Source organism: Pseudomonas sp. HD57-3, from assembly GCF_056113135.1.
This window is the reverse complement of record NZ_CM148568.1, coordinates 2,508,326-2,530,917: the sequence shown is the minus strand read 5'-3', so window position 1 is coordinate 2,530,917 and position 22,592 is coordinate 2,508,326. Positions and strand designations below refer to the sequence as shown.

Here is a 22,592-nt window from a genome sequence, read left to right as displayed (position 1 = left end):
GGGGGGAACCTTCAGTCGTCGTCAATTCGTTCGATCCTGTTCTCTGCCCGTAATTGCGCGAGCACCTGACGACGAGCCTGGGTCTGTTGCTGTCGGGCGAGGTACGCCCTGACTGTTTCCAGCCCTTGCTCCTCTGGGACATCGGCCGCCTCCTTGTGGTTCTCGACAAAAATCAAATGCCAGCCGAACGGTGTGCGCACCGCCGCGCTGACTTCGCCAGGCTTGAGGGCAAAGGCCGCCGTTTCAAACGCCGGCACCATTTGCCCACGGGCGAAATACCCCAGGTCCCCGCCCTGGCTGGCGGTGACATCTTCCGATCCCGATTGAGCGACGCTAGCAAAGGTTTGCCCCCCTGCGATAGCTGCGCGCAACTCTTCTAAGCGTAGCCGCGCCGCTTCAACCGTGGCGGCATCGGCATCGCCGGCAACCTTGATCAGAATGTGCCGGGCCTGCACCTGCTCCGGCGCGCCCATTTCAGCGCGGTGTTCTGCAAAAAACGCCCGCACCGTTTGCTCGTCCGGGGCCTGGACTTGGGTCAGCTCGGCAAACATCCGCTGCGCCGCCAGTTCGCGGTGGGTGTACTCGGTGAACGAGGCTTCGTCGAAACCGGCGTCCTGCAAACGCTGGAGGAATTTATCGGTGCCGCCAATGGCGGTGCGGGTCTGTTCGACCTGTTCGCGCACGGCTTGCGCATCGATCTTCACCCCGCGCTTGCGCGATTCCTGCCAGAGCAGTTCCTTGTCGATCAGCGTGTCCAGCGCGGCCTGACGCAGTTGTTTATAGGCCTTGGGGTTGCGGATGCTCGCCACGGCGCGGCCCTGATCTTCCAGGTATTCGGCGAAAAAGCGTTCCAGGCGAAACTCGGAAATCGCCTCGCCGTTGACCCGGGCGGCCACCGGTTCATTGTTCGCCAGCGCCACCGGCAACCAGCATGTCAGCAACAAACACAGGGTTTTGAGCTTCATGATCAGGGCCTCCGGTCAGGGCGTGGCAATAATCGGTTTGTAGGGAGCGACCAGATAAAAACGCTGGTCGGGCAAGTCAACGGTCACCACATGCGCCCCGCTCAGGCCCAATCGTCGGCCGGGGCCGAAGCTCAGGCGCGGGGTCAGGCCGGTGTCGAAGTCGTGCAGGCCTTCGAGCGCCGCCACCAGTTTTTCGCGGCTGGCGTCGCGGCCGGCCTGCTTCATGCCTTCGCTGAACAACAGCATCGAGGCGTAGGCGCCGACTTGCAGCACCGCGTGCTGGGCGCCGAGGCCTTGATGCTCGCGCAACAGCGTCAGCGCCATGCGCCCGGCCTGGGTCCAGTCGCTGGGCACGAACGGATACGCCAGAAACACCCGCCGGGAAAAACCCTCCGGCACCTGCAACAGATCCCCCGCCACCTGGCTCGAAGCGGCAAACAGGTACGGCACCTGCCCGGCGTTCTGCAACCCGGTCGCCAGCCGGCTGAAACCGCCGCCGCTGCCCAGGTAGAACACCGAGCGCGAGCCCAGCGGCAAGCTGTCCGCCGTCGGGTCGTAGGCCTGCAAATGGACTTTTTGCCAGCCGTGATCCTGCAGATAGCGGCCAAGGGTCTGTGCCGCCAGCACCTGGGCCGGGTCATCGGGATAGGCAATCAGCGTCGGCCCTTGCAGCACCCGCAAACTGGCGGTGGCGTAATCGGCCAGCGCGATCAGTTGCTCGCGCAGCCCCGGCAGCGGTTCGAAAATCTGCGGGCTGGCCTGCACCGGGCCGAGCAGCGACATGGCCCCGATCAGCGGCACGCCGGACTGTTCCAGACGTGGCGCCAGTTCGCTGTCCAGCGCCGGCGCCAGCGGTGCGATCAGGGCGAAGACTTGCTCTTCCTCGATCAGCCGTTGCAGGGCCTGTTCGGCGCTGGCGCGATCCGGGCCGGGATCGGCCACGGTCAGGCGCAACTGCCGGCCGTGAATGCCACCGGCCTGATTGATCCGCGCCACACTGCCGTTGAGCACCGCCGCGATGGTTGCGCCCTCCTCGGCCAGCGGCCCTTGGCTGGGCAGCAAGGTGCCCAGGTGCAAGGTCTGGTCATCGAGCCCCGGATCGCGGTCATCGGCCAGGCGTTTGAGGTACGCGGTGAGGTTGCGCTGATCCTTCATCGACAGCAGGAAGCGCGGCATGCTCGGGTCGAGGCGATTGTTGCCGGGGTCGCGGCCCTGCTGGATCACCCGCGCCAGGCTGTTGTCGGTATAGGCCGGGTAGTTGCGGCCATTGACCTGCTGCTGACCGTGGATGCTGGTCAGCCGCGACCAGTTCAGTTCCGGCGGACGCACTCCGCCTTCGGGCCGGCCCAGACCATCGGCGCCGTGGCAGTTGGCGCACGGCAGGCTGGTGGCCGGCAGCAACACATCCGCCGCGCCGACCCGCGCCATGATCGGCTCGCCGCTGGCGGACAGGCCTTCGCGGTACAGGCGCTTGCCGGCGCTTTCCTCATCGGTCAGCGGCAACGCGGCCGCGCCGAGGCTGACGCCAGCGAGCAGGATCAGGGCGAGGACGCGGCCGAGGTTCATGGCGCGGACTCAGCGGCCGGCCACGGGCATTGTCAGCAGCTGCAAGCGCTGGGCAATGGCGGCGGCCGGGGCGTCGGGACGGATTTTGCTCCAGCGTTTGTTGGCCACATCGCCGACGATCAACTGGGTCGAGTGCTGCTCGGGCGTCGGCACGATCTGGCCGATGCGGCCCAGCACCAGGTCCATCTGCGCCTTGTCGCCGGTGAGGAAAAGCCAGTGAGGGTCATCGGCACCCTGCTTCAAGGTGTAAGCCTTGAGCACCGCCGGCGTGTCGCGCAGCGGATCACTGGTAAGGGAAATGAAGGTGATGCCGTCGGCCTTGTCGCCCAGCAGCTCGCGGACTTCCTTGAGCTTGCGGGTGATCAGCGGGCAGGCGTCATTGCAACTGGTGAAGATCACGTTGAGCAGCACCACGCGGTTGTGCAGCGCATCGCTGTAGAAACGCTGGACGTCGCCGTGCTGGTCGAGCAACGGGGTGTCGGTGAACCAGGTTTTCGCATCGTGGGTGCCTTTGGCCGGTGCGGGCGCAGCGCTGGCTGTGGCGGGTGCGGGTTGCTCGTGGCCTTCGTGAGCCAGGGCCATGGCGCTGAAAATCCAGAAACAGACCGTCAGGGTGATCCAGTCCAGGGTTCTCATGGTTGTTGCTCCATGGCAATCGCGGTGTGTTTGGCGTGGGTGCGCAGGCCGCTGAGTTTCTCGACTTCCTTGGCCAGCAATGCCGGGTCGGTGAAGCCGTAATAGCGCGTCCAGTGGCGACTGTTGCCGTCACCGACGAGGATCAGCGGCTGGTGATTCTTGAAGTCGCCGCTGAAACTGCCGAGGCCCTTGAGGGTGGCGGTGATCGATTGCGGCGAACCGGTCAGCCAGCTCCAGCCCGGGCCTTTCTGGAAGGTGCGGGCGTAATCCTGCAGACGTTTCGGGTCGTCGCGCTGCGGGTCGATGCTGATCGACACCAGCTGCACTTCCGCGCCGACCCGGGCACCGAGCTGTTTCTGCACCTTGCCCATGATCGACGAGACCACCGGGCAGACCGTGGTGCAACTGGTGTAGATGAAACTCATGACGACGATCTTGTTGTGCACCAGATCCTGCTCCAGGTGCACGGTCTTGCCGTTCTGGTCGAGCAGCGGCACGTCGGCGAACTTGACCTGGGCGTGCTCCTGGCTGTTGGCGGCGGGTGCCGTGTGCCCGGCATGCTCGTCCGCCGAGTGGGCGCTGGCCTGCTGGATACCGACGGCCAACAGGCACAGGGTCAGCAGGCCACGGGATGCAAATCGGTTCATGGTCTTTTCCTCGTCACTGAGTCTGGCCGGGCAGCACCCGGACACTGGCAAATGTCTTGTCGTCGAAACCGGCGCCCAGCGAGGCCGCGCGCACATGCAGGTACCAGGCGCCGCTGCGGTCGAGAGTCACCGGCGCTTCGTACACGCCGTCGGCGACTTCCCGTGCGGCCACTTCACGGGGCCGGGAAGTCGGCGCGAGGAAGTAGCGCAACTGCACGTCGGTCACGCCGCTGCGCTGGATCTTCTGTTTGCCCTGGACGATGCGAAAACGCACCACGTACGGGTCGTTGAGGGCCACGGCGGTCTTGTCCAGCAGGAACTCGACTTTTGCCGCGCCCAGGTGTTTTTCCGGCTCGCCATCGGACCCCACCTGGGCGCTGAAGCAATGGATGATGTTCGGCTGGTTGAGCAGGAACGCCACGTCGAAGCGCCCCGCCGCCGGCAGCTTGACCCGGGCGCTGTAGAGTCCCGGCGAGAGTTCGCGCAGGCTGCGGTCGATCACCAGCGCGGCGCGGGCGATTTGCCCCCGGTTGGGGTAACCGGACATCGGCGCGTTCATGCCTTCGGCGTAGAAATAGGTGGTGTTGTCCACCGGGTTGACCACGAACACCGCGTTGTCATCGCGCGATACCGCGAGACTCGACGCCAGCGGCAGGTCCCCGGCCAGCCGTGGCGGCTGCGGCCCGGCCTCGAAACCCTGGGTAATCGGCTGACGCCCTTCGCCCAGCGAAGACAGGTTGATCATGGTGACTTTCGGCGAGGCCAGTCCGCGCACATAGGCATACGCCTGGGTGAACACCACTTGATAGGGTTCGGCCGAGACTTCCAGATCATGGATCGCCGAATCGTTGGCCGCGTCGATGACCGTGGCACGGTTTTCCACCGTGTTCAGCACCACACCAAAACGGCCGTCGGCGCTGAAGCCCATCGGGCCGAGGCCCTGTTGCAGCTTGATCACCCGGCGTACGGCTCGGCTGTTGCTGTCGATCACGGTGACAGTGCCGTCCTTGCCATCCGCAACGTACACCGCGCCGGACAGCGGCGAGTACGCCACCGACAACGGGCTGGCACCGGTCTTGACCTGTTGCAGCAGGCTCAGGCTGGCGATGTCGATGACGCTGAGGGTGCCGTCGTCGCGGTTGCTGACGAAGGCGAAACGGCTGTCCTTGCTGAAGGTGATTTCGTGGTGGCCGCGCCCGGTTGCCAGGTGTTTGAGCGGTTTGAGGCTCTGGGTGTCGATCATCGTTACGCCGGATTCTTCAGCCTTGCTCGCGTTGTTGCCGACCCACAGCAGGCGCTCGTCCGGTTGCAGCGCGACCCGCACCGGTTGGCTGCCAGCGGCCACCGAGTCGATCACCTTGAATTGCTCGCTGTCGATCACCGCCACTTCCCCCGCCATCGGCATCGACACGAAGACCTTTTTGTTGTCCTTGGGCGTGACCCAGTCCATCGGCGATTGCTTGAGTTCGATCCGCGCCAGGGTGCTGGTGATGCCGCCGACCGAGACTGACGGATCGACCACCGAAACGCTGGCATCGCGGTTCATCACCAACAGGAAATAGCTGTTGAGGTCGAGCAGCGGCCGCGCGCCGATGTTGGATTTGAGGAACGTGCCGACCCGCGACTTGCAGCTCTGATCACGGCCCTGGGCCTGATCGGCGGCGACGGCTTGCGGATCGATCCACGCCCCCGGCGCCACACCGGACAACGGCTGGCCGGACGCACCGTCGGTGACGCGAAACTGCACGTCGGCGAACTCGCCCTCACGCAACTGGCCGTCGCTGGCCAGCGGCTTCAGATCGAAGGCGATCGACACGCCGTCGCGGGTCAGCACCTGCCCGGCGCCGGTTTGCGCCAGGGCAATCTCGCTCAGCGTGAGCAGCGCGCCGGCCATCGCCAGCAGGCAGACGCCAATGATGTTGATGATCCTGTTCATACCTCTCTCCCCTACAAACCTTTCCCCACCTGTGGGAGCGGTTTCACCGGTTCCCACAGGTCGCGCATTGGCACCTACTGAGCAGGCGGCGCCGGCTCCGGCTCATTGGTCACCCGCAGCAATCCCCACAGCCCCGAGGTGTTGCCATAGGCGGCGTAATCGCGGAACAGGTAGTCCCCCGGTATCGCGTTGCTGCCCCCGGCGCTCGGGATCATGAAGCTGAAGTGCGCCGCCGGCAGGATGCTTTCGTGAGCGCCGATGTACATCGACATCGGGTTGTAACCGAAGCGCACCGAACCCACGCCCGGCGCACCCATTGGGTAGCCGCCGGTGTCGCTCTTCTCGGCCTGGAACGGGTTGAGCGACCAGACGTGTCCGTCGAGCTGGAACGTCGTGCCGCGACTGCCGCCGCTCGGCATCAGGATGTGCGTACGGAACGGCTGACCCGGTTTGGCATACAGCACCGGCGTCTGCGGATCGCCCCCCACCAGCGCATTGCTGTAGGCCATGTGCGCGTTGGTCATGTCGCCGTAACCCGCGCCATCGGCGCGGCCGAACGGCGCATCCGGGGCGAGGCCGAAGCGATACCACAGCGGTTCGGTCTTGTAGTTGATCGCCATGCTCGAGTTGTCCTGCGGATCGGTCGGCACGCCGAAGCCCTCGGCTGCGATGCCTTCGACCGGCCGGCCATTGGCCCAGCGGGTGTTCAGCGCCTTGTGCCAGACCATCGCGAAGTCGCGGTAGGTCGTCTGCCCCGGTGCGGTGACCGTGGCGTTGACCTTGCGTGCATCGTCGACCCAGGTCGCGCCGATCGGCAGGATGCTCATCGCACCACCCAAACCTTTTTGCGGTTGCTTGATCACATCCGCCGGGGTGAAGTTCAGGCCACCGAACTCCACGGCCGTGGCGTTGATGTTGTCGACACTGCGGCCCAGTTGCGTGACCGGTTTGCCTTCACGCTCCAGGTGCCCGGCGTAGTACTGATAGGTACGAGTCGGGTAGGCGCCGCTGCTGCCCACCCGTGGTGGTACGGTCTGGGTCGGGTTGGCGCCGACGTTGGTGCCGTCGGATTTGGTGATGTCGTAGGCCAGCAGTTGGGCGTGCAGCCCCACGTGGCTGGACGGCCGCATCAGGTTGTTGCTGAAGGTGGTCGAGCCCAGGCCGCTGTTGCGGTCGCGCTTGACCATGCCTTGCATCACCGCAGTCTGGGTCAGGTCCGGCATCACGCTCGGCAGACGGTTTTCCAGGGTGATGTTGATGCAGTCCCCGGCCGCTGCGCGCAGCACCAGCGGTTCGACCGGAATGCCGGGTTTGAGCTTGCCGCTGACCGGATCGAGGTCGGATTTACGCACGTACAGGATCGCCGTCGGATCATGCAGCGGCCCGCTCTGGCCACCAATGGTGATGGTCTCGCCGTCCTCAGGATCAGTCACCGTGACCTGCGGAATGCTCACCGTGCGCGAGTTCAGCACCAGGGTGCCGCCCGCCGGATTCAGCGGCCCGCCGACATGCTGACCGAGCCCGGCCGAATCGCCGATGCTCAGGCCCAGCGGATTGCCGAGGATGTCGTTGGCCAGCGCGGCGACCACTTCATAGTTGCGCTGCACCGTCGGCCGGGTGCCGATGCCGTTGGGGTTGGCGCTGATCCGTGGGCAACTGCCCTCGAAGGCCACGGTGTTGCGCATGCCGGCCGGGCTCGGGTTGTTCGGGATGGCGAACAAGTCATTGCGTTTGGCCGTGTAGTTGCGCATCACGCCCCAGATCCCGCTCCAGTAGCCTTCGATCGAAGCGTCCATCGAGTACAGATAGTCACCGGTGGTCGCCGCAGAGCTGGACAGCATCGACACAGGTGCGATGAAGCCCATCTGTTCGGAAATGCCGATCATCTGCGAGGCGCGCCAGCCCGAGTTGGAGCTGTTGCCGAAACCGGAACCGCTCTGCAGCCATTTCACGCCGTGCAGGGTGACGTTGTGCTCTTCTTCGTGGCCGCCGGCATGCACCCGCAGACGCACGTTGTCGCCGGTGTAGGTACGCAGCATCGGGGTGAACGGGTCGCCCGGCTCGCTGCCGCCCTTGTTGATGTGCGGCGGGAACAGTGTGGTGCCGCCGGTCGGGCCGGTGGCGGCCGTCACCAGGTTCGGTGCCAGGTTCATCGCCGGGATCGCGCGGTCGGTGCGGCTTTGCATGGCGTACGCCAGATCACCGCCGAGGCCGTCGGCCTGCATGCCGCGCTTGCCGTCCGGGCCGACCTTGTTCGGGTCGTAGACCCGCAGGGCCAGCGGCTCGTTGCGATAGTTGACGACGAACATGCCCGGATCATCCACGGAGATCGCTTGCGGGCAAGGCCGGCTCGGGCAGCCCGGCACCTGACCGCCCTGCACTTCCAGCACGCCTTCGAGCAGGGTGCTGGCGTTGTTGCGCACCGGCGGGTTGATCGCGTAGCGGAAGCTGTCGGCGGTCGCCGGGAACGCTTGCGGATTAGGCACGCCGTTGGGGCCGGCGCCCACGTACACACCGGCTTCATAGGCATGCTGGAAGTCGCTGTATTCGAGGAAGAACTCACGGAAGCTGTCGTTCTTGCCGTCGCCGTCAAGGTCGCCGGTGTTGATCACCGCCTGCCATGAAGTCGGCCCGCCGTCCTGGCGCGCGCCGCTGTACAGAGGCTCGCCGGTTTCGGCGTGGAACCAGGTGGAACCGGCCGGTTCCGCCAGCACCGTGGCATACAGGCCAATCTGCTGGTGAGTCGATGGGCCGAGGTGGTCGTGGGTGAAGATGGTGCCGAGCCCACGATCCACGCCCTTGGCGTTGACCACCGGGTCGACGAACCAGCGTTGCATGGCCGTGCGCGCGCCCATCCAGTCACTGCGCCCGAACTGGCCGAAGAACGGATGCGCCTTGGCTTTCGGGCACGCCTGGGTGCCGTCGCGCGGATCGGTGCCCTCGCACTGGTTGAATTCGCGGATCGCGTGAATGCGTTCCTGAACGGCGCCCGGGGAGAGCACGCCGTCCTCGTAGTTCCAGCCGTTGGAAGAACCGTCGGCAGCTGTCAGGTCCCACTTCGGCAGGTGAATGTGCTGGCCGATTACGTCGGTCGGCGTGCGCACCTGATAGTCGTCCATCTCGTAGGTGGCGGGCACCAGGTTGGTTTGCTGGTATTGCACGCAGTCGAAGGTGTTCATGCGCATCACCAGAGGCTCTGGCGGACGCTGTTTGGTGATCACCGGCCAGGCGTCTTCCCACAGCGCCAGAATCCGGGCTTGCGGGAAGTGATAGCCGACCTTGTTGTAGACCGCGTCGAACTGAATGTTGGCAGCCTTGTAGATGCGCGGGCGGTCGGCGGTGAAGGTCGAGGCGCCGACGAAGGACATGCCGTCCAGCCGGTCGCCGCTGGCGAATTCACCGGTGCCGGCGCTGCTGGTCAGGCGTTTTTGCCGGTCATCCATGCACGGTTCGTAGTACGGCGCACCGGCAATCGGCAAGGCGCCGTTGGTGCGGAAGGCCTTGGCCACGATCTGGTTGCCGGGCAGCAAGGCAAAGCTTGGGTGATCCTTTTTCGCGTGGAACGCCATCGCGGCCTGTTCCACTTCAGTGCCCTCTTCAGGCAGGTAAATCGGTTTGGCGCGGGTGACTTCCTTGGAGAAGTCCAGCGAGGTGGTCACGGTGTGCGCCGCGCCTCCGGCCGACACCCCGTCGAGGGTGTGACGCTGCAAGCCGCCGTCCCAGCCGCCGGACTGATTCGGGTCGAGGTTGGCCCACAGCGCTTTGCCGCTGGCTTTCAACGATTGCGCGGTGGCGGCGTCGAGCATGTCCAGCGGTGGGGTTGGCGGACGCTGACCCACCGAACTTTCCATGCCGCCGATCCAGAACGGATAGCCAGGGTTTTTCAGGCTGCCGTCGGCGTTGCGGTTGGCTTCGCTGCGATCGACCAGTGCCAGGGAACCGATGGCTTGCGATCCACCGTTACCGCCATGGTGTTCGCCGTCGTCATCGCCCTCTTCTTCCTCATCGTCGTCATCGTGGCCGGCGACCAGGGTTTCACCGATTTTCGGCACCACCACCACTTTGCCCGGCATCGGGGCCATGGCTTTGCCGGGCAGCGGCACAACGGCAGGAATCGGCGTGCCGGCAATGATCTCGCCATCCGGCAAGGCGCGGGCACCGGCGGCCGGTTTACCGCTGCGCAGTGCGTAAGGTTCGCTGTGATAACCATCGGCGCCCTGTTGCGAGACTTCCAGCCGGGTGCCTTCTTCGAACACATCGTGCACCCGCCACATCGACCACATGCCCTGGGCGAAGTGCGGGTAGAAGTGGCAGTGATAGATCGCATCGCCGGCCACCCGGTTGCGGTTGCCGGAGCCGCCGTTGGCGATTTCGTAGGTATAGCCGGCGCCTGGGCCGATGCCTTGGGCATCGACGTAATCGGAGTTGTCGTCGTTGGGGTTGAACAGCCACTGATGGCCGTGCAGGTGGAAGATGTGCTGCTCGTGGCCGTTGTGGGTGTTGCGGAATTTGACGAAGTCACCGATGTAGCTGTGGTTGACGTTCGACGGCTCCGACGGATACAGGGCCATGGTGGCCTTGACGCCGATTTGATCGGCGCTCGGTGTCTGGCCGGGGGCGATGTTCTCAAGCCCGGTGTTGGCCGGCACGTCCACCAGCATCGCCACGTCGCCGACGGTGTGCGAGCTGAGGAAGAATTCTTCGTAGGCACACGACAGGCAGTCGTGCATCGGGCCCACGCCGAGACGGTTGGCGACCACTTCAGCGCCCATGCCGCCGGAACCGTAGTTGATCATGAACGAGTCGCGGGTTGGCTCCAGCACATGGGCCATGACCGGGTCGGCCCAGTAGGCGGGGAATGCCTGGGTGGCGGCGGTTTCGTCCTGGAACTGCGAGGCGAAATCGCGAAACGGCTCGAGGCGGTTGGGGATCGCCGGGTTGCGTTTGCCCACTGATTCCAGCGGATAGGTGCTGGGCGCAAAACTGCCATCGGCGTTGCTGCCCATGACGATCGCGTCGCTTTCGCTGGAGATGATTTCGTTGCCGTCGACCATGCTGATGATCGGCGTGCCGGCCTTGCCTTCACGCAACCACGGTTCGCGCTGCGGGTAACGGGCCTGGTAATCGACGATGGGGTGACCGGCCGGTGTGCGGCCGGTGGTTGCCAGGCGCATTTCTTCTTCAGTGAGGGTGTTGCGATAGGTGCGTCCCGATTTCGGCACCACCACGACCTGGCCGAACAGGCCATTGGCGACGTTGCCGGCCGCGCCCTCCCCGCCGAATGTCGCGCCACGGCTGCTGACGGCAAACGCCCCTTCGCGCTCGGCGTACAGCACGTACGAACGGCTCGCGCCCGGCGGCACCAGGGTGTTGGCGTTACGCCCGGTGTAGGAGGAAATGTCGTCGATGCTGTTCACCGCTTGCAGGCCGTTGACCTGGAAACCGACATGGCGGTCGGCAACCTGCTCGTCGACCTTGAAGTCTTCCGCGCCGCCGGCGTTCTCGATGCCCTCCTCGCCTTCTTCTTCGCCTTCAGGCCCTTCGAAGTGCTTGTTGGGGTTGGCCTGATAATCGAGCAGGTTCTGCAGATTGATCGTCAGGCAATCACCGGCGGCCACCCGCAGCACCAATGGCCGTGGACGCTTGTCCGCACGCAGCGACACTTTGCCCGGCACCGCGCTGCCGCCATAGGCCAGCGAGACGTCATGGTCATCGACCACATCGCGGCGCAGCGCGAACATCATCCCGTTGACGTTCTGCGCACCGAGGCGGTTGAACATCAGCGGTTGATCGAAGGCGACCACATTGGCCACCAGATTGCGCTCGCAGCGCACGGCCGAGCTGGCGACCTCGATGCTGAGCATCGAGGCGACAAACACCAGCAGGTTGAAAAGGGACGGAGCGTGATGAAGGCCGACCATGATCAGAAACCTCGTAGTGGGTGCTCACGGGAATGATTCTCGACAAAAACCTTGGAGCAATCCGCGTGCCACAAAAATTTGTCTTGCTGTTCAACCAGTTACACAAACCACTTGAGAATCCGGGGGATATTCCCCACCCGATTCCCCACTTTTTCCGGGGCCATCGGTTTGCCCCGATAGTGGGGAAACCGGGGACATCCTTTACAGCGGTGCATCCACCGCCAGCCCCTGCAGGCGCCGGTACTGACGCAGCACGCTCGGGACATAACGCTGGGTTTCGGCGAACGGCGGAATCACCCGGCCCCGGCTGAGCACCGCGTCGGGCCCGGCGTTGTAAGCGGCCACGGCCAGGGCGATGTCGTTGTCGAACATCGTCATCAGGCGCTTGAGGTATTTGGCCCCGCCCTGGATGTTGGCCTTGGGGTCGTAGACGTCGGTGACGCCCATGTCCCGCGCGGTGCCGGGCATGAGCTGCATCAGCCCGCCGGCACCCTTGGGCGAGGTGGCGCCGGGGTTGTAGTTGGATTCGGACTTGATCACCGCATGCAGCAAGGCTTCGGGCAGCTGATTGGCGGTGGCGGCGGCTGACACCAGCTCGGCGTAGGGCTGGTTGGCGATCAATTGCGGTTGCCGGTCAAGGCTGACCAGCGGCGCATCGGCTTCGCGGATCACCCGCTCGTAAGTGCGTCCGGGACGGTGGACGTTGGACAGCACGTAGCTGCCCTTGGCGTCCACGGATACGAAGACATCGGCTTGCGCGACACCGACCGACAGCACGCAGCCGAGCAGTCCTGCAGTGAATGAATGGATCATTGGGCCTCCCCTGACAGGCCCCGAAAAATTGGGGGAAATGCCCCACTGACCCGTCGTCAATCAGCCGTACGCAAGCACTGTGCCGACTCTTGAAAAGCCCGTAATACAAGGGCTTCAGCCCGACAGCCGAAATTATCGGGGGCTGAGCATGGCAATTGCATAAGCCCTTTCGGCGACACGGCTGCCACTCACGGGAGGTCATCATGAAGCTGCATTTTCGTCCGCGTGCCCAACGCGGTTTCACCCTGCTCGAATTGCTTGTGGTGCTGGTGGTGCTCGGCCTGTTGGCCGGGATCGTCGCGCCCAAATATTTCGCCCAGCTGGGGCGTTCCGAGGTGAAGGTCGCCAAGGCGCAGATCGAAGGCTTGAGCAAGGCACTTGATCTGTACCGGCTGGAGGTCGGCCATTACCCGTCCACCGAACAGGGCTTGCAGGCGCTGGTGACCGCACCGAGCGACGAAGCCAAATGGACCGGCCCGTACTTGCAGAAAAAACTGCCGCAGGATCCGTGGGGGCGTAACTACACCTACCGCTATCCCGGCGAAAACAGCGAGTACGACCTGCTCTCGATGGGCAAGGACGGCCAGCCTGGCGGCGAAGGCGAAAACGCCGAAGTCACCAACTGGCAATAAGCGGAGCACACGGCATGCGATTTCAACTCAAAGCAGTGGGCAAGGCCGGGGTGGTGTCGCTGAGTGTCGAGGCGCCCGGTCAGAGCGAAGCGCGGCGCATCGCCGAGGATCAGGGCTTGCGCGTGGTCAGCCTGCACGCCGAGCGTCACTGGCGTTCGTTGCGCCTGAGCAAACGTGAAACCTTCAACCTGGTGCTGTTCAGCCAGGAACTGACCACCCTGCTCAACGCCGGCCTGCCGCTGATCGATGCGCTGGAAAGCCTGGCCGAAAAAGAAACCGCCCCCGCCGCCCGCAAAACCTTGAGTGAGCTGGTGCGGCTGCTGTACGAGGGCAAATCCTTCTCCCAGGCACTGGGCCAGTTGTCGGCGGTTTTCCCGCCCTTGTACGTTGCGCTGGTACAGTCCAGCGAGAAGACCGGCGCGGTCGGCGATGCACTGGGCCGTTACGTGAGCTATCGCCAGCGCATGGACGAGGTGCGGCAGAAGATCGTCAGCGCCTCGATCTACCCGCTGCTGTTGCTGGTGGTCGGCGGTGGCGTGGTGCTGTTTTTGATGGGCTACGTGGTGCCGCGCTTCAGCCTGGTGTTCGAAGGGCTGGGCTCGAACCTGCCGTGGCTGTCGCAAATCCTGATGAGCAGCGGCATGTTTCTGCACGCCCATCAGGGTGAGTTTTTCGGCCTGTTGGCGACAATCGTCATCGCCCTCGCCGTGCTGCAAAAACAACCGGCGTTTCGCCGTGGGCTGGATCGGCTGGTGGAGAAACTGCCCGCCGTGCACCAGCGGATTTTCATGTATGAGCTGGCGCGGTTTTACCGGTCGCTGGGGATTCTGCTGCAAGGCGGGATTCCGCTGGTGACCGCCATGGGCATGGTGCGCGGCTTGCTCACGGTAGCCTCGCGAGCCCGCCTGGATCAGGCCTGCGAGCGGGTGCGCGAGGGGCAGTCGCTGTCCACTGCGCTGGAGCTCAACCGTCTGGTGACACCCGTGTCCCTGCGCCTGCTGCGCGCCGGCGAACAGTCCGGCAACCTCGGGCAAATGATGGAACGCAGCGCCGATTTCTACGACGAGGAAATCAGCCGCTGGATCGAGTGGTTCGTGCGCTTGTTCGAACCGCTGCTCATGACCTTCATCGGCCTGTTGATCGGGGTGATCGTGATCCTGATGTATATCCCGATCTTCGAACTGGCTTCGAGTATCCACTGACCTCGGGAACGGGTCGGATCACACGCAAAAACAAGGCACATCCACGTTCCCAATCAAGACAACAAAGACGGAGAACGATATGCACATTAAAAAGCTCGTGCTCGCAATGGCCATCGGCGCAGTCCTGTCGGCGTCTACCGTACTGATTCCGGACAGCCTGTCCGGGGTGTCGAGTGTTCAGGCCAAGGATGGGGGAAGTGGTGGTGGCGGCGGTGGTGGAGGTAGTGGCGGAGGCGGAGGCGGTAACGGCGGGGGTGGCAGCGGAGGCGGTGGTGGCGGCAATGGAGGCGGCGGTGGCGGCAATGGAGGCGGCGGTGGCGGGAATGGAGGTGGCGGCGGCAGCGGTGGCAATGGTGGTGGTCACGGCGGCAGCGGCAGTGGCGGCAACAGTGGCAGTGGCGGCGGTGGCAACAGTGGCCACAGCGGCAGTGACCATGGCTCGGGCCACTCCGGCAACACGGCATCATCCGGTCGCAGTGGCGCGCATTCAGAACCTGGCGACGACCATGGTGTTCATCGGTCCGGAGAGATCGGCGATGACCACGGTGTGCATCGCGCCGGTGAAATCGGTGATGACCATGGTGTACACCGCGCTGGCGAAATCGGCGATGACCGTGGCGTACACCGCGCCGGTGAAATCGGTGATGACCATGGCGTACATCGTGCCGGTGAAATCGGTGATGACCGAGGCCTGCATGCTGCAGGCGAACCCGGTGATGATCGCGGCGTACATGTCGGCGGCGAGCCTGGCGATGACAAACGCGCCAACTGACTCACGTTGAAACACACCACCTGTGGGAGCGAGCTTGCTCGCGAAGGCGTCGGCACACACAACCTCATCGCTGGCAGACAGAAAGCTTTCGTCGGAACGCCGCCCGGAACAAGCTCGCTCCCACAGTTATCGGCTACTGAATCTTTGAGCGGCTACAAAATCGCTTGTGCCTTATCCAGCCGCTCCCGCAAAAACTCGATCAACGCCTGCACCGGCCGCGACGCCTGGCGATGCTGCGGATACACCGCCGACAGCGTCAGCGGTTCCGGCCGAAATTCGTCCAGCACCGGCACCAGCCGCCCATCCTTCAGCGCCGCGCCGACAATGAACGTCGGCAGATAGGTAATCCCCATCCCCGCTACCGCCGCATCCCGCAGCAACTCACCGTTGTTGACGCGCATCCGCCCGGTGACATTCACCAGCAGCGGCTTGCCCTGCCCCGCGTTGAACCGCCACTGCACCGAGCGCCCGTGACCGTAAGGCAGGCAGTCATGGCCGAGCAGATCTTCCGGTTTGACCGGCGTACCGCGTTCGGCCAGATATGCAGGACTGGCGCAGTACACCCGCTCGATTGACGCGATGCGTCGGGCGATCAGGGTCGAGTCCTCCAGCACACCGATGCGCAGCGCCAGGTCGTAACCCTCGCCCAACAGATCCACCGGCCGATCACTCAGGTCCACCTCAACCGTGACCTCGCGGTAACGCTGCAGAAACGGCGGCAGCAAGCAGCCCAGATGGGCCAGCGCAAACGACAGCGGCGCACTCACGCGAATCGCCCCGCGCGGCTCGGCGGTCTGTCCGGCGATGCCCTGCTCCACCGATTCCACTTCGCCGAGCAAGCGCAGCGCCGACTCGTAATAACTCTGGCCCAGCGGCGTCACGTCCAGGCGCCGGGTCGAGCGGTTGAGCAATCGCACGCCGAGGCGCTCCTCCAGTTGCATCAACCGACGGCTGACGAACTGCTTGGACAGGCCCAACTGATCGGCCGCCGCCGTGAAGCTGCCGGAGTCCATGACCTGGCAAAAAATACGCATGTCTTCGAACGGGTTCATTGTCACTCTCTGGTTGACAGTTAAACGCTTTATAGCCGCTTTTTCACTTTCCGGCACCTCATTAATCTGTGCTCACGGTGTTGCTGAGGCCTGAAGCCCAGCGCCACAGCAGCCCGATCCCAAGGCATACAAAAACTCAAACGACTTAAAAAGGAATTGCACATGAACATCAAGAAAACCCTCGCCGCTTCCCTCCTCGTCCTGTCCATCGGCAACGCTTTTGCCGCTGAAGGCACTGGCGTCGAACACAACACTCAGGCCTTCCTCGACGCCCTCGCCGCCGGGGGTGGCAAACCCCTTGAGCAACTGAGCCCGAAAGACGCCCGTGCGGTGCTGACCGGCGCCCAGGCTTCGGTGAAGGTTGACCTGTCCGGCGTTGAAGTCAGCGACAAGGCGATCAAGGTCGATGGCCAGACGATCAACCTGAAAGTGGTGCGTCCGGCCAAGGTCAAAGGCGAGCTGCCGGTGTTCATGTTCTTCCACGGTGGCGGCTGGGTGCTGGGCGACTTCCCGACGCACCAACGCCTGATTCGTGATCTGGTGGTGGGTTCTGGCGCGGTCGCGGTGTACGTCGATTACACGCCGTCGCCGGAAGCGCAGTACCCGACCGCGATCAATCAGGCTTACGCGGCAACCAAATGGGTGGCCGAGCACGGCAAGGACATCGGAGTCGACGGCAAACGTCTGGCGGTGGCCGGCAACAGCGTCGGTGGCAACATGGCGGCGGTCGTGGCGTTGATGGCCAAGGAACAGAAAACCCCGGCCCTGCGCTTCCAGTTGCTGATGTGGCCGGTGACCAACGCCGGGTTCGATAACGGCTCGTACCAGCAATTCGCCGAGGGGCACTTCCTGACCAAGGGCATGATGCAGTGGTTCTGGGACAACTACACCACCAACCCGACCGAGCGTGCGCAGATCCATGCCTCGCCGCTCAACGCCAGCGCCGAACAGCTCAAGGGCCTGCCCGCCGCGCTGGTGCAGACCGCCGAGTTCGACGTGTTGCGTGACGAAGGCGAAGGCTACGCCCGCCACCTCGACGCGGCCGGTGTACCGGTGACCTCGGTGCGCTACAACGGGATGATTCACGACTTCGGCCTGCTCAACCCGCTGAACGGAATTCCTGAAGTGAAAGCCGCCGTGCGCCAGGCCGCAGCAGAACTCAAGACCCATCTGAACTGAGTGCAACCCCTCGCCACACCTTCGGGTGTGGCGTTTTCTTTTGTGCCCGCCGGAGTTCACCTCATGAGCCTTTTTTCTGCCCACCTGCTGTCCTGGAGTGCCCTGCTGCTGGTGCTCGACACCTTGCTCTGGCATCTCGTGCCGTTCAAGCATCGCGCGCAACGGGTCGCTGTGCGACTGGTGCTGTTTCTGGCCTTCAACGCACTGGCCATCAACGCCGGTGTCAGCCCGTTGCAGGCGCCGTTGTTTGCCGAAGACCCGGTGGCGCAACTCGGGGCGACGGCGCTGGGGATTCTCTGGTGGCTGTACGCCGCGCGGGTGCTGACCGAAGTCATCGGCCTGATCCTGATGCGCCGCATCGGCCACAGCGGCCGGCTGTTGCAGGACGTGATCGGGGCGCTGGTGTTTCTCGCGGCCATCGTCGCGGCGGCCGGTTATGTGCTGGATCTGCCGGTCAAAGGCTTGCTGGCGACCTCCGGCGTGGTGGCGATCGTCATCGGTCTCGCGCTGCAAAGCACCTTGGCCGACGTGTTTTCCGGCATCGTGCTGAACACCACCAAGCCGTATCAGGTGGATGATCTGGTGGTCATCGACGGCGTCGAAGGCAAGGTGCTCGACATCAACTGGCGCGCCACGCACCTGCTGACCAGCACCGGCACCCTGGCCGTGGTGCCGAACTCGGTGGCGGCCAAGGCCAAGATCGTCAACCTCAGCCGCCCGAACAACCTGCACGGCGTGTCGATCAGCATCAAGGTGCCGAACCACATCCGCCCGCGCCGGGTACTCGACGCCCTCGACCGCACGCTGCAAGGCAGCAGCAGTCTGCTGCTGTCGCCTGCACCGAAAGCCGTGCTGAAGGAGGCCGGCGACGAAATGTCGGAATACGTGGCCAGCGGTTTTATCGCCGAGTTGGGCAAGAAAAGCGAGGTGCGCAATCAACTGTTCGACCTCGCCCACCGCCATCTCGAAGCGGCCGGCATTTCGCGGCACCCGGACGGCGTGATCGAACCGTCGACCCGCGCCCGTGCGTTGCTCGATGAAGTGAAAATCTTCCGCTCGCTGAGCCATGAAGAACGCGATCGCCTCGCCGAATCGATGGTCGCGCAGCAGTACAGCGCCGGGCAGGTGGTGCTCAATCTGGAGGAAGTCCCGGACAGCCTGTTCGTGATCGCCACCGGCGTGGTCAGCGCCAGCGTGCCGGACGGCAACGGCTTCACCGAGGCCGGGCGCATGGGGCCGAGTGAGGTCATGGGCGAGCAGAGCATTCTGGCGGATACGCCTTCGCAAGCGACGTTCACAGCACTCACCTCTTCGATCATTTATCGCCTCGACAAGAACCTGACTCGCGCTTGTATGGAGCAGCGCAGTGAAGTGGGTCGGGCGTTGAACAAGTTGCAGGCGGTACGGCAGCAGAACAGTCGGCTGGCGTTGATGGCGAAGCCTGTGCCGGTTCGCAAGGGTGGGTTTTTGGGGTGGTTGCAGAAGCGCTGAGCCCTTTGCGACAGACGAAAAAATGCCCGCTCTTCAGCGGGCATTTTCTTCAGCCAATTACTGGGCAGTGAACTTGGTGTAGCTGTTGATCAGATTGCGATAGTTAGGCAGACGCTGCGACAGCAGATTCGCCAACCCTTCCATGTCGTTGCGCCAGTCGACTTGCAGCTCACAAGCCACAGCGAACCAGTTGAGCAGGTGCGCGCCGGCAGCCGACATCCGCGCCCACGCTGCTTGCTGCACGGTGGTGTTGAAAGTGCCGGAAGCGTCGGTCACCACGAACACTTCAAAACCTTCAGCGATGGCGGACAGAGTCGGGAACGCCACGCATACGTCAGTCACCACACCGGCGATGATCAGTTGCTTGCGGCCGGTGGCCTTGATGGCCTTGACGAAGTCTTCGTTGTCCCAGGCGTTGATCTGGCCAGGGCGGGCAATGAACGGTGCGTCCGGGAATTGCTCTTTCAGCTCAGGCACGATCGGGCCGTTCGGGCCGGAATCGAAGCTGGTGGTGAGGATAGTTGGCAGGTTGAAGAACTTGGCGATGTCGCCCAGTGCCAACACGTTGTTCTTGAACTCGTTCGGCGAGAAATCCTGTACCAGCGAGATCAGACCGGTCTGGTGGTCGACCAACAGTACAACGGCATCGTCTTTGTTCAGGCGGCTGTAAGGAACGTTGCTCATGTGAAACTCCTCGATGGATGGTTGTTGCGGGGAGCGCCGCTCACACAGAGCGGCGCTTTTTCAAAAGCATCAGAACGCGAAGCAGGAGCAACCGAACGCGCCCCAGAAACCGGCGAAGTCGCTGACCGGCGCATTCGACATCCGCGCTTTTTCATGGCTGTGGGTATGTACTGCGCACGGGCCGCTGCACTGGTGAACCTGGGCCTGCAAGGGCGAATTAGGGCGCCAGTGGCCCGGGACTTTCACCACTGGCGACCAGTCCGGCAGCACCGGCACGCTGGCCGGCCCGAGTTTTTCGAAGTCACCGGCGGCGTAAACGATCTTGCCGCCGACCACGGTCAGCACCGACTCGATCCACTTGATCGCTTCTTCCTCGACATGGAAGAAATCCGCGCTCAGTGCCGCCAGGTCCGCCAGTTGCCCGACCTTGATCTGGCCCTTCTTGCCCTGCTCGGACGAGAACCAGGCGCTGCCGTGGGTGAACAGTTCCAGCGCGGTGGTGCGTGGCAAACCTTCTTCGTACAGCGCCAGACCGCCAACGGTGCGACCGCTGACCATCCAGTACAGCGAAGTCCACGGGTTGTAGCTGGACACCCGCGTGGCATCGGTGCCCGCGCCGACCGGCACGCCTTCGGCGAGCATGCGTTTGATCGGTGGCGTGGCTTCGGCGGCCTGCTTGCCGTAGCGATCGACGAAGTATTCGCCCTGGAATGCCATACGATCCTGAATCGCGATGCCACCGCCCAGCGCTTTCACCCGCTCGATGTTCTGCGGAGTGATGGTTTCGGCGTGGTCGAAGAACCACGGCAAGCCGTTGAACGGAATGTCGCGGTTGACCTTCTCGAACACGTCCAGCATGCGGCTGATCGATTCGTTGTAGGTGGCGTGCAGACGGAACGGCCAGCGCTGCTCGACCAGGTGGCGCACCACCGGCTCCAGTTCCTGTTCCATGGTTTGCGGCAGGTCCGGGCGCGGTTCGAGGAAGTCTTCGAAGTCGGCTGCCGAGAACACCAGCATTTCCCCGGCGCCGTTGTGACGCAGGAAGTCATCGCCCTGATGCAACTTGACGCTGCCGGTCCAGTTCTGGAAATCGGTCAGTTCTTCTTTCGGCTTCTGGGTGAACAGGTTGTAGGCAATGCGCACGGTCAACTGATCGTCTTTGGCCAGTTGTTCGATCACCTGATAATCGTCCGGGTAGTTCTGGAAACCGCCGCCGGCATCGATGGCGCTGGTCAGGCCGAGGCGGTTGAGTTCGCGCATGAACTGGCGGGTCGAGTTGACCTGATATTCCAGCGGCAGCTTCGGCCCCTTGGCCAGTGTCGAGTACAGAATCATCGCGTTCGGCCGCGCCACCAGCATGCCGGTCGGGTTGCCGTTGGCATCGCGCACGATCTCGCCGCCCGGCGGGTTCGGCGTGTCGCGGGTGTAACCGGCGACGCGCAATGCGGCGCGGTTGAGCAGCGCGCGGTCATACAGGTGCAGGATGAACACCGGGGTGTCCGGCGCCGCCTGGTTGATTTCTTCGAGGGTCGGCATGCGCTTTTCGGCGAACTGGAATTCGTTCCAGCCACCGACCACGCGTACCCATTGCGGGGTCGGCGTGCGGTCGGCCTGATCCTTGAGCATGCGCAGCGCATCGGCCAGCGACGGCACGCCTTCCCAGCGCAGTTCGAGGTTGTAGTTCAAGCCGCCACGGATCAGGTGCAAGTGCGAGTCGTTGAGGCCGGGAATCACGCAGCGGCCCTTGAGGTCGACCACTTGAGTGCCGGCGCCGCGCAGGGCCATGGCTTGCGTATCGTTACCGACGACGACAAAGCGGCCGTCCTTGATCGCCACGGCACTGGCGAGGGGTTTTTCGCGGTCTACCGTATGAAATTGGCCATTGAACAGAATCAGATCGGCGTTCATCGCAGTTCCTTCGAGATAAGTGAAACGGAGCGAAACCCGCCGGCTCAGCGCGGCGGGTTGGCGTTGGATTCGTGGTGTTTGTGTGACTGCCCGGCTTCCAGCCACGGCGCGAACAGACGGGTCACGGGCGGCATGAACACGTAGACCACCGACACTACGATGGTCAGGGTGATCAGGAACGTGGCGACCACGTAGTTGGACAGGAATGCATTGAGTTGCAGCAGCGGCCCCCAGATCAGCGGCACCAGCAAGGTGTGCGGCAGAATCACCAGCAGCGTGACCACGGCCTGCTTCCAGCGCGGTGGCGGCGAACCTGCCTCGGCCGTCGGTGTGAACCAGAATTCATTGGCTGCGTTGACTTCGGTCTGGTCGCCGTCGGCGAGCATCGGCGCCGCTTCATCGATCAGCTTCTGACGCTGCGGCGAATCGAGCCAGCGCTGCATCGCTTCTGTCGAGCAATAACGCAGCACGCAGGTGAACAGTGCGAGCCCGCCCTGCTGACTGCGCATCACGTCCACGCCCAAATGCCCTTCTTCGCGCCCCGCCACGCTGACGATATTGCGCAGCCAGGCTTCGTAAGGCTGCTCGAAACCGGCCTTGACCCGGTGCTTGACGATCAGCGTCACGGTTTCTTCGGGTCCCGGTTTTTTCAGGGTCTGGGCATCAGGCATAACGGAGTACTCCGGGCAAACGAACATTGAGCGCCAGCCGTCCCGGCCCGGCGATCAGAACAGTGGTGAAGAGGATCAACAGCAACCAGCCGAACTGCCCTTCGGCCACACTCCATTGCGGATGCACAAGCAGCAGCGCTACCAGCAGCACAAACAGAATAGGCAAGCACGCCAGACGCGCCAGCACCCCGGCGACGATCAGCAGCGGACAGAGGACTTCGGCGAAGATCGCCAGAATCAAAGTGAGGTGGGCCCCGAGGTGAAACGGGTCTTCGATCAGTTGCAGCTGCGCGGTGAAATCCAGCAGCTTGGGCAAGCCGTGGACGAACAGCAGAAACAACCCGCCGGTCACCCGCAGGAACAGCAGGCCAAGGTTTTGCGCCTGGTCATCGCGTTGTACAGCGTTCATGGGCCCACCCTTGATCAATCATTGCAGGGAATAGTGCAATGATTGATCGGGGGGAAATTGGATGGGTGTGCTCTCTTTGCGAGAACACGCAGAACCCACGAACGACAC

17 protein-coding genes are annotated in these 22,592 nt (G+C 63.8%); 5 read left to right on the top strand and 12 right to left on the bottom strand.

The window, feature by feature from the left end; genetic code table 11:
* Nucleotides 1-11 precede the first annotated feature (11 nt).
* From AC0R79_RS11345 to AC0R79_RS11315, 7 genes are all read right to left on the bottom strand, one after another.
* Nucleotides 12-965 carry a peptidylprolyl isomerase gene (locus AC0R79_RS11345; protein ID WP_474734432.1) on the bottom strand — a complete coding sequence of 318 codons (954 nt, stop codon included), beginning with the start codon at nt 963-965 and terminating at the stop codon, nt 12-14.
* A 15-nt stretch (nt 966-980) separates the two neighbouring features.
* Nucleotides 981-2,531: a cytochrome c/ABC transporter substrate-binding protein gene (locus tag AC0R79_RS11340; RefSeq protein WP_474734430.1), complete on the bottom strand. Its 1,551-nt coding sequence runs from the start codon at nt 2,529-2,531 to the stop codon at nt 981-983.
* 9 nt (nt 2,532-2,540) lie between these two features.
* Nucleotides 2,541-3,167: an SCO family protein gene (locus tag AC0R79_RS11335; protein ID WP_221535739.1), complete on the bottom strand. Its 627-nt coding sequence runs from the start codon at nt 3,165-3,167 to the stop codon at nt 2,541-2,543.
* Entirely contained in the window at nt 3,164-3,814 is a 651-nt protein-coding gene (locus AC0R79_RS11330; RefSeq protein ID WP_007956112.1) for an SCO family protein, read from the bottom strand. Before AC0R79_RS11330 ends, AC0R79_RS11335 begins: the two co-directional genes overlap by 4 nt.
* Before the next feature lie 13 nt (nt 3,815-3,827).
* Nucleotides 3,828-5,750 carry a YncE family protein gene (locus AC0R79_RS11325; RefSeq protein WP_474734428.1) on the bottom strand — a complete coding sequence of 641 codons (1,923 nt, stop codon included), beginning with the start codon at nt 5,748-5,750 and terminating at the stop codon, nt 3,828-3,830.
* Between the two features lie 74 nt (nt 5,751-5,824).
* A complete protein-coding gene (gene mnxG / locus AC0R79_RS11320) occupies nt 5,825-11,671 on the bottom strand; it encodes a manganese-oxidizing multicopper oxidase MnxG (protein ID WP_474734427.1) in 5,847 nt (1,948 codons plus the stop codon).
* 201 nt (nt 11,672-11,872) lie between these two features.
* Nucleotides 11,873-12,484 carry a lytic transglycosylase domain-containing protein gene (locus AC0R79_RS11315; protein WP_127797531.1) on the bottom strand — a complete coding sequence of 204 codons (612 nt, stop codon included), beginning with the start codon at nt 12,482-12,484 and terminating at the stop codon, nt 11,873-11,875.
* 203 nt (nt 12,485-12,687) lie between these two features.
* Between AC0R79_RS11315 and gspG the strand changes: the two genes are divergently transcribed.
* The 3 genes from gspG (at nt 12,688) to AC0R79_RS11300 (ending at nt 15,090) form a co-directional block, all read left to right on the top strand.
* The gene (gene gspG / locus AC0R79_RS11310) at nt 12,688-13,116 is read left to right on the top strand and encodes a type II secretion system major pseudopilin GspG (RefSeq protein ID WP_007956107.1); all 429 of its coding nucleotides are present in this window, start codon (nt 12,688-12,690) and stop codon (nt 13,114-13,116) included.
* Nucleotides 13,117-13,130: 14 nt separating this feature from the next.
* A complete protein-coding gene (locus tag AC0R79_RS11305; RefSeq protein ID WP_007956102.1) occupies nt 13,131-14,318 on the top strand; it encodes a type II secretion system F family protein in 1,188 nt (395 codons plus the stop codon).
* A 79-nt stretch (nt 14,319-14,397) separates the two neighbouring features.
* Entirely contained in the window at nt 14,398-15,090 is a 693-nt protein-coding gene (locus tag AC0R79_RS11300; RefSeq protein WP_474734425.1) for a hypothetical protein, read from the top strand.
* 152 nt (nt 15,091-15,242) lie between these two features.
* Here AC0R79_RS11300 and AC0R79_RS11295 read toward each other — a convergent pair whose 3' ends face one another.
* Complete coding sequence (locus tag AC0R79_RS11295; RefSeq protein ID WP_085607732.1) at nt 15,243-16,142, bottom strand: LysR family transcriptional regulator; 900 nt, start codon at nt 16,140-16,142, stop codon at nt 15,243-15,245.
* A 162-nt stretch (nt 16,143-16,304) separates the two neighbouring features.
* On the opposite strand from AC0R79_RS11295, the gene AC0R79_RS11290 reads away from it, so the two are divergent.
* Nucleotides 16,305-17,321: an alpha/beta hydrolase gene (locus AC0R79_RS11290; protein WP_474734423.1), complete on the top strand. Its 1,017-nt coding sequence runs from the start codon at nt 16,305-16,307 to the stop codon at nt 17,319-17,321.
* A 63-nt stretch (nt 17,322-17,384) separates the two neighbouring features.
* Nucleotides 17,385-18,812 (top strand): mechanosensitive ion channel domain-containing protein, encoded by a 1,428-nt coding sequence (locus AC0R79_RS11285; RefSeq protein WP_474734422.1) that lies wholly within the window; start codon nt 17,385-17,387, stop codon nt 18,810-18,812.
* 57 nt (nt 18,813-18,869) lie between these two features.
* On the opposite strand, the gene ycaC is transcribed toward AC0R79_RS11285, so the two are convergent.
* From ycaC to AC0R79_RS11265, 4 genes are all read right to left on the bottom strand, one after another.
* Nucleotides 18,870-19,496 carry an isochorismate family cysteine hydrolase YcaC gene (gene ycaC / locus AC0R79_RS11280; protein ID WP_039771508.1) on the bottom strand — a complete coding sequence of 209 codons (627 nt, stop codon included), beginning with the start codon at nt 19,494-19,496 and terminating at the stop codon, nt 18,870-18,872.
* A gap of 69 nt (nt 19,497-19,565) precedes the next feature.
* Nucleotides 19,566-21,404 (bottom strand): amidohydrolase, encoded by a 1,839-nt coding sequence (locus AC0R79_RS11275; RefSeq protein WP_007956093.1) that lies wholly within the window; start codon nt 21,402-21,404, stop codon nt 19,566-19,568.
* A gap of 44 nt (nt 21,405-21,448) precedes the next feature.
* A complete protein-coding gene (locus AC0R79_RS11270) occupies nt 21,449-22,075 on the bottom strand; it encodes an antibiotic biosynthesis monooxygenase (protein ID WP_474734421.1) in 627 nt (208 codons plus the stop codon).
* On the bottom strand, nt 22,068-22,484 hold the full coding sequence (locus AC0R79_RS11265) for a DoxX family protein (protein ID WP_179695668.1): 417 nt from the start codon (nt 22,482-22,484) through the stop codon (nt 22,068-22,070). Before AC0R79_RS11265 ends, AC0R79_RS11270 begins: the two co-directional genes overlap by 8 nt.
* Nucleotides 22,485-22,592: the final 108 nt, after the last annotated feature.